The 7,885-nt window shown below is 42.7% G+C and carries 4 protein-coding genes and 1 pseudogene; 3 read left to right on the top strand and 2 right to left on the bottom strand.

Going from position 1 to position 7,885, the window contains the following annotated elements:
- The 3 genes and pseudogenes from ACT8YW_RS20765 to ACT8YW_RS20755 form a co-directional block, all read left to right on the top strand.
- Window positions 1-659 (top strand): annotated as a pseudogene (locus ACT8YW_RS20765) (NADH-quinone oxidoreductase subunit L); the annotation flags it as partial.
- Between the two features lie 13 nt (window positions 660-672).
- Window positions 673-2,157, top strand: coding sequence for a complex I subunit 4 family protein (locus tag ACT8YW_RS20760; protein ID WP_004305342.1), 1,485 nt, complete (start codon window positions 673-675; stop codon window positions 2,155-2,157).
- Between the two features lie 37 nt (window positions 2,158-2,194).
- Complete coding sequence (locus ACT8YW_RS20755; RefSeq protein WP_444107007.1) at window positions 2,195-3,634, top strand: NADH-quinone oxidoreductase subunit N; 1,440 nt, start codon at window positions 2,195-2,197, stop codon at window positions 3,632-3,634.
- A 91-nt stretch (window positions 3,635-3,725) separates the two neighbouring features.
- On the opposite strand, the gene ACT8YW_RS20750 is transcribed toward ACT8YW_RS20755, so the two are convergent.
- Entirely contained in the window at window positions 3,726-6,536 is a 2,811-nt protein-coding gene (locus tag ACT8YW_RS20750; protein WP_444107006.1) for a sensor histidine kinase, read from the bottom strand.
- 190 nt (window positions 6,537-6,726) lie between these two features.
- Window positions 6,727-7,885: hypothetical protein (locus tag ACT8YW_RS20745; RefSeq protein ID WP_444107005.1), on the bottom strand; the 1,159-nt coding region annotated here is incomplete at its 5' end.

Genomic DNA, 7,885 nt, shown 5'->3' with positions numbered 1-7,885 from the left:
CAAAAGATGAAATTCTGGCTGCTTGCTTCCAATACAGCCCTGTAATGGGATGGGTAATGACAGTAATTGCTGCGATGACTGCTTTCTATATGTTCCGTCTGTACTACGGTATTTTCTGGGGCAAGGAAAACAAAGAACTCCATGCACACCACACACCACATGAAAGTCCGCTGGCTATGACTTTCCCGTTGATGTTCCTGGCAGTAGTAACTTGTGGAGCCGGATTTATTCCTTTCGGACACTTCATCAGTTCGAATGGTGAATCTTATTCTATCCATCTCGATCCGTCGGTGGCTATTACGAGCGTTGTCATTGCGATTATTTCGATTGCAATCGCTACATGGATGTACAAGAATGCCAAACAACCAGTTGCCGATTCATTGGAAAAACAGTTCAAAGGTCTGCACAAGGCTGCTTATAACCGCTTCTATATTGACGATATATACCAGTTTATCACGCATAAGATTATCTTCCGCTGCATCTCTACTCCTATCGCATGGTTCGACCGTCATGTAGTGGATGGATTCTTTGATTTCCTGGCATGGGCAACCAACACAACAAGCGACGAGATCCGTGGTTTGCAGAGCGGTCAGGTACAACAATATGCATACGTGTTCCTTTGCGGTGCACTGGCACTTATCCTACTATTAATCTTATAAAGCACAGAACGATATGAATTTCTTATCAATATTCGTACTTATCCCCTTATTGATGCTGGCCGGACTCTGGGCAGCACGAGGAATCAAAGCCATCCGGGGGGTTATGGTTACTGGCGCATCGGCACTTCTGATTGCCTCCGTCGTACTTACATTCCTGTATCTGGGAGAGCGTAGTGCCGGAAACACGGCAGAAATGCTTTTCCGTGCAGATACGCTTTGGTATGCCCCGCTTCACATATCCTATTCAGTAGGTGTTGACGGAATTTCGGTAGCCATGTTGTTATTGTCCGCTGTCATTGTGTTCACCGGTACATTTGCTTCCTGGCGTCTGCAACCGCTGACTAAAGAATATTTCCTTTGGTTCACCCTATTGTCTATGGGAGTATTCGGATTCTTTATATCCGTCGATTTATTCACCATGTTCATGTTCTACGAAATCGCATTGATACCGATGTACCTGTTGATTGGTGTATGGGGATCGGGACGTAAAGAATATGCAGCCATGAAGTTGACCCTCATGTTGATGGGTGGTTCTGCCTTCCTGCTGATCGGTATTCTCGGAATCTATTTCGGTTCGGGAGCAACGACCATGAACCTTCTCGAAATCGCACAGTTGCACAACATACCTTTTGCACAGCAATGCATCTGGTTCCCGCTGACTTTTCTTGGTTTCGGTGTATTAGGTGCCCTTTTTCCGTTCCACACATGGAGTCCTGACGGTCACGCTTCCGCCCCGACTGCCGTATCTATGCTCCATGCCGGAGTATTGATGAAACTGGGAGGTTACGGATGTTTCCGTATCGCCATGTATCTGATGCCGGAAGCTGCTAACGAACTTTCATGGATATTCCTGATATTGACAGGTATCTCTGTAGTTTACGGTGCATTCTCCGCTTGCGTACAGACCGACTTGAAATATATCAATGCTTATTCATCCGTATCTCACTGCGGACTGGTTCTTTTCGCTATTCTGATGCTGAATCAGACAGCAGCAACAGGAGCAATTCTTCAGATGCTTTCGCACGGATTGATGACAGCCTTGTTCTTTGCTCTTATCGGTATGATTTATGGACGTACACACACACGTGACGTTCGCGAGCTTGCCGGCTTAATGAAAGTTATGCCGTTCCTTAGTGTATGTTATGTAATTGCCGGTCTTGCCAACCTCGGTCTGCCGGGATTAAGTGGTTTTATTGCTGAAATGACTATTTTCGTCGGCTCTTTCCAGAACAACGACCAGTTCCACCGTGTACTGACTATCATCGCTTGTTCTTCGATTGTGATTACTGCAGTCTACATTCTGCGTCTGGTAGGTAAAATTCTATACGGAACCTGTACCAACAAGCATCATCTCGAACTGACTGATGCGACTTGGGACGAACGTGTAGCCGTTATCTGCCTCATCGTTTGTGTAGCCGGACTAGGTATGGCTCCTTTCTGGGTTAGCCACATGATTGGTGAAAGTGTACTCCCCGTAGTCTCACAACTGATTCCATAATCTTTAATTTTTAATCTTTAATAATTAATTTGTAAATATGGATTATTCACAATTTCTATATATGCGAGAAGAGCTGTCGCTCATAGCTGTCCTACTGCTGCTATTTCTAGCTGACCTCTTCATGAGTCCGGATGCACACAAAAATGGTGGGAAAGCACGCCTGAACACAATGTTGCCCGTTATTCTGATGGCTATCCATACAGCTATCAACTTAATTCCGGGGACTGTTGCCGATGTATTCGGCGGTATGTATCATTATGTACCGATGCACACAGTGGTTAAATCCATCCTGAACGTCGGCACACTGATTGTTTTCCTGATGGCGCACGAATGGATGAAAAGAGAAGATACTTCATTCAAGCAAGGAGAATTCTATGTACTTACACTCTCTACCTTGTTTGGTATGTACCTCATGATTTCCGCCGGACATTTCCTGATGTTCTTCATCGGACTCGAAACAGCTTCTATCCCGATGGCAGCATTGATTGCCTTCGATAAATACCGTCATAACTCTGCCGAAGCGGGTGCCAAATACATTCTGACAGCTCTTTTCTCCAGTGCTTTACTGTTGTTCGGTCTATCAATGATCTACGGTTCTGCCGGTACTCTTTATTTTGATGACCTTCCTGCCCATATTGACGGAAATCCGTTGCAGATCATGGCATTTGTATTCTTCTTTACAGGAATGGCATTCAAATTATCATTGGTTCCGTTCCACTTATGGACAGCAGACGTTTACGAAGGTGCTCCGAGTGCAGTTACCGCTTATTTGAGTGTTATATCAAAAGGATCGGCAGCATTTGTATTATTGGCTGTCCTTATCAAAGTATTCGCTCCAATGATTAATGACTGGCAGGAAGTACTTTATTGGGTAACCATCGCTTCTATCACGATTGCCAATATATTTGCTGTCCGTCAGCAGAACCTGAAACGTTTGATGGCGTTCTCCAGTATTTCGCAAGCGGGATATATTATGTTGGGCGTTATCGGGGGCACAGCACAGGGCATGACAGCTTTGGTATATTACGTATTAGTATATGCTGCTGCCAACCTCGGAGTATTTGCTGTGATTACTATCGTGGCCTTACGCAGCCAGAAATTCACGCTCGAAGATTATGCAGGACTTTATAAAACGAATCCCAAAATCGCTCTCTTGATGACTCTGTCTCTGTTCTCATTGGCAGGCATCCCTCCGTTTGCCGGATTCTTCTCTAAATTCTTTATCTTCATGGCTGCTTTCGATGCAGGTTTCCACTTGCTGGTATTCATTGCATTGGTAAATACAGTGATTTCGTTGTATTACTATCTACTGATTGTAAAAGCAATGTATATCACTCCTTCCGACAACCCGATTCCTACTTTTCGCAGCGACCGTTGCACAAAATGGGGACTGGCACTTTGCACGCTGGGTATTATCGGACTGGGTATCGCAAGTATCGTATATCAGTCTATTGATAAACTGTCGTTCGGAATTTAAACGGACAACCTTACTATAAAAGAAACGGTCTTGGTTTCATGTCAATCGACATCGAAACCAAGACCGTTTCTTTTATTATATATGAGTTTCTTTACTGTGCACAACAGACATCTTCCACTACAATCACCCCGGGAACAGTAAACCAAAAACGTGATCCTTTTCCTTTTTCAGAATCAACGCCAATTCGCCCACCCAATTGTTCTACAATGCTTTGACAGATAGAAAGCCCCAATCCAGTGCCGTGTACAAAAGAATTGAGCTTCACGAAACGTTCAAAGATATGTGGCAAATGTTCTTTTTCAATACCAATTCCCGTATCTTCGACATAAAATTCCAATTCTCCATCTTTTAGTTCATATCCCACATGAATACTGCCTTCAGAAGTAAACTTCATTGCATTATTTACAAAATTAGAGATCACCTGATGTATGCGGTTACGGTCGCTGATGACATGACAAACCGGAAGATGGTCATCAAAAACCAGCTCCACCTCTTCTTTCGCTTTCATACACATGGAGCGGACAATATCTTCACACAACAGGTTTACATCTACATCTCCATTGGTAAACTCAAATGTACCTGCTTCAATTTTAGACAAATCGAGGATATCTGAAATTAGTTGCAACAAAAGATCATTATTCTCACGGACAATCTTAATATACTCCTGACGTTCTGCCAAATCTTCAGTTTCTACCAGCAAATCGGAGAAACCAACAATAGCATTCAGCGGCGTACGGATTTCATGACTCATATTTGCCAAGAAAGCACTTTTCAAGCGATCCATCATCTCCGCCTTATCGCGTGCCTGAATCAATTCGGCTTCGGTTTCTTTCAACTCTGTAATATCATAATTGATACCGATGATTTCTATTTCGTTTTCTTCCGGTTTATAGTTGGTGACCATCACATTACAGCTAACCCAATTCCATTCGTTCTTTGTCCCGGAACGATGAATGCGCATTTCTCCCTGAAAATGTCTTCTTCGTCCCTCCCTGACTTCATCATAGAAATCAAGGAAACGTTTGCGGTCTTCTGGGTGCATTTTGCCATAAACTCCCACAATATCGTTCAAAGGAATATCTTCTTCTTCACCCAAGTTCTTGTACCATTGTTTAATGGCATAGCCTTTCCGATTCAGAAGATTCAGTTTGGCATAACCGACTTTGGCATAATCGGATATCATCAGGAAGAAATTCTCAAAATCACGGATACGATTCATTGCATCAATTCGTTCCGTATTATCAATACTTATTAAAATATATCCGCTGAAGTTACCCTCATTGTCATATAACTTACTAACCTTCGAATATAGTTCTATCACATTAGACCGATTCGTTTCATAGTACCCTCCCGTCTGTTCAAAAGAATAATTAAGCCTGAAATCCACCAAATCTTCATTCCGAACACGATCACGGATATTCTGCGGCACATTCGGATTCTCAAAGAAATTAACCCCTATTACATCCGATTTATTCACTACACCGAATATCTCCAGATCCTTATTATTCAGATCTATCAGATAGCCGTCCTTATCGTAGATTTCTACTCCTGCCGGTATATTAGCAAAAATATTCTTAAAGAGCTTTTCGCTACGGTCCAATGCCCGATTAGCTTGTACCGATCCCGTAGAATCGAGGAACAAACCGACTATTTCATCTTTTTCGGGAGAATAAATAACCCAATGTGTGTACCGTTCCGTTCTTGGGAAATATTCATCTTTCTCCCTATAAGAATTAGTATCCAGTATTTCTTTTAGGAAATCAATTTTTTGAAGATAGTCAGGATGTTTTTTAGATGCCAAAGAACCAATGTAGGATTCCAAAGGATGTCCGAAGAAGGTTGAACTGACCTCATTCGCGTCCGTCACCCGATAATCGCAAGGTTCATTATTCTCGTCACGGATAATGGACATACGTATATATCCCATTGGCATAAAATGGAACAGGTTATTCAAGAAAGCCTGTTCACGAACAACCTTGTCTTTAGCCTTACGCAACTCAATACAGATGCTTATAATATTTCCCAATGAGGAGAACCATTGAAAATCTTCATTACTCCAGCCATGGTAACTTTTCACCAAATCAATACCCATATAGCCCCAAATGTGGTCACCTGCCATTAAAGGAGTAACCATCAAAGATCGAATTCCCTGAACAGCAAGTATTTGATACTCATCAACTGCTTCTTCAGGCAACTGTTCCAGTGTGTCCAAGATAATAGGTTTACCAGCCAATATCTGTTCACTCCACCATCTCGATTTACTGATAGGTATGCCTTGCAAAGTCTCTTTTTCTGCTGATACCCCTTCGGAAACAACTTCGTAAGTACAACTATGATGTGTATGAGTCTCGTCGTATTCAAAAATATAAACACGTCCCTCTCCATTATAAAGATTCAAAATATCTTTTAAAACATCTGTTATACAAGACTCTACCTCTTCATCACGGAGGAAACGGAGCAACGATTGCGAAACAAAATTCTGCCGGCGAAGCAAGTCATTCACACGTGTCAATACCTCCCTTTGATCTTCTTCCTTAGGGGCCTCAACACGCTGGATTACTCCGAAGGACTTATCACCTCCATCAGCGCCTGTACCTTTCTCACGAAAAGCCAGACGGGTATGTAGCCAAACCTCACCATATTTTGAATGAACAGGAAAGGTTTGTTCATAAAAGTCCTTATGTATAGAAGTATTTGCCCGGAACTCCTGTGCAATCTGGTTGCGATAATCTTCACGTACCAGATTCAGAAAATCCGAAGTTGAGATAGTGTTACCATCCAACCCCAAAAGATCACAAAGATAATCGGAACACAGATAATATCCCGCCGTTAAATCTACTTCCCACCACCCGATCTGTGCAAGAGAAGCCATTTTTTGGTATCGCTCGTTGTCTGTTTGCATATTTTGTATCATTGTAAGATAATAGGTCGACAAATATACAAAAAAGGTAATTACTCATACCATAAAGAACCAAATAAAAAAGCTAAAAGAAGATTACGAAAAAAAACAAATAGAATATGGGAGAATCTGTTTGTTACAAATCCTCCCATACACCCTATTGAAAGATAAACCTCGCTAATTTATACCCTAATTATAATGAGGAGAAATTATATCCGGTCCAAGTGAACAGGGATGCATCTACACCAGTGTTAGTAGTTGGCTCGGTAAATGTATTCAGTGTACCGTTCAGCTTATTCTTAAAATTCAATGTGTGGGTGATGCTGATGCTGGACGCTGCATTTCCTGCCCCTTTACTATCGTTCATATCAATCAGGTCGATGGTTCCGCCAGTACCTTTGACAAGGGCATTTGTGATGGTAGCTTTTGCGCCACGACGAATCTTTATCACATCCTGCATACGGTCTACATTGTCCGTTGTATTTGCAGCATTATTTACGATCGTCATGTTCTCAACCGTAAAGTCCGATTGACGCAGATGATCGGGATAGATACCGTCCAGGTTACCGTCTGCTTCAATACCGCGCGGATCTGCTTCTGTACTGGTATAACCGCTTTCCCAAACGCCATAGCAGTTCTTCAATGTACCGGAATATCCTTGAGTAAAGTCGAACATATCATCATCCGGGTTTACAGCTAACAGGTTCGTTACATTCACTGTACCGCCAAAGAATTCGATGGCATCATCCGCACTTTCAAGAATATAGATGTTCTCAATCTTGGTACCGTTTCCAACACCGTTCAGCGTCAATCCGTTGTGTTCGATATCTGCTGTAGAGCGAGCACCGGCATAGCAGATTTTTACATAGGTCAATGAACCGGAATTATCATTATCGACACTACCACCATATTTATAACTATTGTCGATTTCCGTCAGACCAGTATCACTCTTATTCGCATTCGAACCGGAGATCGGAGCTTTACCGTTAATAATGACTCCTCCCCAATAACCGGAAGTAGGACTTGTAGAGTTAGCTGTGAAAACGATTGGCTTGGCAGCGGTACCGTCAGCATAAAGTTTACCACCCTGTGCAACCAGCAGATAACTGCTGAAACCTTCACGAGCTTTAATCGTTGTTCCGGCAGGGATATTCAGACGGCCTCCGTCTTCAATCACGACTGTTCCGTTCAGAATATATTCCTTAGCTTCCAACGTTTGCTCTCCGGTCAGCGTTCCAGACAGGATATTTTCACCCACAACGATAGAGCTACCTGTTCCGCCATTGTTTCCACCATTTCCGTTACCATCACCGTCTCCGTCACTATCACTGCTACATGCAGTCAATGTAAGT

The organism is Bacteroides sp., assembly GCF_052357945.1.
In the GTDB taxonomy this organism is placed as follows: Bacteria; Bacteroidota; Bacteroidia; order Bacteroidales; family Bacteroidaceae; genus Bacteroides.
Note: the sequence above shows the minus strand (reverse complement) of the source record. Positions and strands in the feature narration are given on the sequence as shown.